3 protein-coding genes are annotated in these 2,648 nt (G+C 44.3%); all 3 read left to right on the top strand.

What is annotated here, in order from left to right:
* Window positions 1–272: 272 nt before the first annotated feature.
* A complete protein-coding gene (locus HW115_RS19250) occupies window positions 273–677 on the top strand; it encodes a hypothetical protein (RefSeq protein ID WP_178935217.1) in 405 nt (134 codons plus the stop codon).
* A 444-nt stretch (window positions 678–1,121) separates the two neighbouring features.
* Window positions 1,122–1,580, top strand: coding sequence for a hypothetical protein (locus HW115_RS19255; protein ID WP_178935219.1), 459 nt, complete (start codon window positions 1,122–1,124; stop codon window positions 1,578–1,580).
* 130 nt (window positions 1,581–1,710) lie between these two features.
* Window positions 1,711–2,247, top strand: coding sequence for a macro domain-containing protein (locus HW115_RS19260; RefSeq protein WP_178935221.1), 537 nt, complete (start codon window positions 1,711–1,713; stop codon window positions 2,245–2,247).
* Window positions 2,248–2,648: the final 401 nt, after the last annotated feature.

Raw genomic sequence — 2,648 nt, forward strand, 5'->3', positions numbered from 1 at the left:
TCATTGTGGGATTGGCGTATTATTTTAGCCGCTTTTATATGGAGCGGTCATATGATTTATTCAAATCTCCGTGTTGTAAGTTCATCTTCCGACGATAAGATTTTGGCTTTCTACGACTATGATCGACAGAAAAATTAGCTGGGCTAACAAGTCGCAGCACCCGACAGCTAGTAGCTGTCGAGTTTGCGACAGGTAACCCTTTTACGACATTGTATCTATAATCCGCATATTGGCGCCTGATCGCTGCCGGTGTGCTTTACGTTAGCCAAAAAATGAAATGCTTGATCCTAATTCTATCTGTCATCCTAATGGCATGCTCTGAGGAGGCTTCAAATGAAATCTCCGAGCTGTCATCAGATTCTTGGTATGAGAAGTGGTTGGCAGAAGGTGATGTATATATTACAGATCTTGAACTTGCTCCAGGATCTCATAGAGAGATTACTGTTTCTTCATCAGATGAATGTTCTATTGGATTTATTACCGAAAAGGGCTACGAAATTTCAAAAGACACTCCGGTGAAGTATGTTTACATAGGTTTAACGAAGGATGATCGCTCTCAAGGTGCCTCAATCGGAACATGGCGGGATTTTAAGTCTTCAGATGGACTGGTTGTAGTTCATCTCACTAACGAGAGTCGCATTTCTACACGGATCGTAGTCTACAAAAAACAGGGCTAACAAGTCGCAGCACCCGACAGCTAGTAGCTGTCGAGTTTGCGACGGCAAACCCTTTTAGGACATTGCATCTTTAATTCGTATATCGGCGCCTGATCGCTGCCGGTGTGCTTTACGTTATGCGAAAAAAAGGCAGCGCGTTCAAATGGTTGATTATTCCAAATCGGCTCGAAAGGTGAAACCATAAGTTTGTTCACTCAGTGGATTCAAGGGTTATTCTCGCAAGGCGGAATGAATGCTTGATCGAGATCCGCTGAAATCTGTATTCCTAATCACTCTTGAAAGTAACCAGAAAGACGGAGGAAACTAATTGCATAACAAGTCGCTGCACTCGACCACTAGTAGCTGCCGTGCCAGGTTTTGTTTCTGTTCCTCAAAAGGAAATCTATTAATTCGTTTATCTACCATTTCATCGTGGCGGGTGAGCTTTACGTTCGGTAAAAAATCATGAGATCTATCACGTTATTGATGTTGACCACTTTTTTCATTGTTCTTGGGGCATGCAGACCACAAGAGGAGGGGGGCGACCTGGAGAACGATTCCGCTACATTTACGCGTTCGGACTTGGTTGGCACGTGGAGGATGAATCAGCTTCCAGCAGTTGACCCGCCCATAGTGATAACATTTTCTCTTGCAGCTAATGGAGAGCTTTCTATGGCTAGTGATCATAGGACTGACGCTGAGGTAGATCCATTTGGTCGTCAGGCATACTGGCACTATGCGAAATTGGATGAAGAGCGAGATATCATCATATTTCGAGGATTTAAGACGACAAAGCCTATAGATTCATTTCTAGCGTTCGAGATCGTCTACAGAGGTGATAGCATGATTTGGAGGCCGATAGAGGGCGGTTCAGAGTATGATTGGCTAATCATTGAGGAAAGAGTAGTGGAGAGAATAAACTAACCGAACAAGTCGCAGCACCCGACAGCTAGGAGCTGTCGAGTTTGCGACAGGTAACCATTTTACGACATTGTATCTATAATTCGTATGTCGGCGCCTGATCGCTGCCGGTGTGCTTTACGTTAGCCAAAAAATGAAACGAACTCTGCTTAATACTGACATCATGACCGTGAAGGGTGATGCCCTTATTTATTCGACCAATGTCCAGCTAATGCTAAGCGGGGGTGTTGGAGCATGTTTATTACAAAAGTTTGGCAACGACTTCCAAAGTGACCTATATCGTCAACTTGATAGCTCTGGACGTAAACTTGCCGAGGTAGGAGAAATCTTTCAGACAGAGTTATCTGATGCATCATGGCGTCTAGTGTTACACACGATTGCCACTGATCCAATGTATCACACTGATCCTGAGGTAGTCAGGTCTTTAGTCGCACGCTCTTTTGAGACTTGCTCGGAGCGTAAAGATATCACATCAATTATTATGAGTCCTCTCGGTGCTGGTTACGGTGATCTAGAGATGGATACCTTTTTACAGATCGTTACAGAAGAGTCATTGAGATACGAAGATTCTAGTATTACATCTCTTACTATTTGTTGTGACTTTGAGTTGTCATTTCGTGATCTTGTATGCACTGCATCTACTCTCGGTACGGAATGGAAATCGGGCTAACAAGTCGCAGCACCCGACAGCTAGTAGCTGTCAGGCCAGGATTTGGCCGCTTTAGAATAGAGATTGAAACTTTAAACTTCGCACTTCTGGTACATCGCTGCCGGTGTGCTTTACGTTGGGCAAAAAAATGAAGCGCTCTTTACTGGTGAGACTAGTTATCTGTTTGTTGCTTATTATTCTAGCTTACTCAACCTACAGTCTGCGAAGTTTATACCTGAAGCCACCTTTGGAGATTAGTTCGGATATTCCTCAAGAAGCACAGTGAGGTGGTCTCCTTTTTGTTGCCAGTAAAAAGTGAGTTTTGTTGATGATTCGCTGATCTAACCTTGGGCTTGGTTTTGCTTGGTTCTCCGTAGCTGGAGAGGTGGAATGGAGGGGCTGGAGCGTAGCGACAGGCCCGG

Origin of the sequence: Oceaniferula marina (assembly GCF_013391475.1) — a bacterium.
Taxonomy (GTDB): Bacteria; Verrucomicrobiota; Verrucomicrobiia; order Verrucomicrobiales; family Akkermansiaceae; genus Oceaniferula; species Oceaniferula marina.

Bases quoted from the DNA above. Each gene is read 5' to 3' on its own strand.
- HW115_RS19250 (WP_178935217.1), top strand. From the start codon at position 273: ATGAAATGCTTGATCCTAATTCTATCTGTCATCCTAATGGCATGCTCT.
- HW115_RS19255 (WP_178935219.1), top strand. From the start codon at position 1,122: ATGAGATCTATCACGTTATTGATGTTGACCACTTTTTTCATTGTTCTT.
- HW115_RS19260 (WP_178935221.1), top strand. From the start codon at position 1,711: ATGAAACGAACTCTGCTTAATACTGACATCATGACCGTGAAGGGTGAT.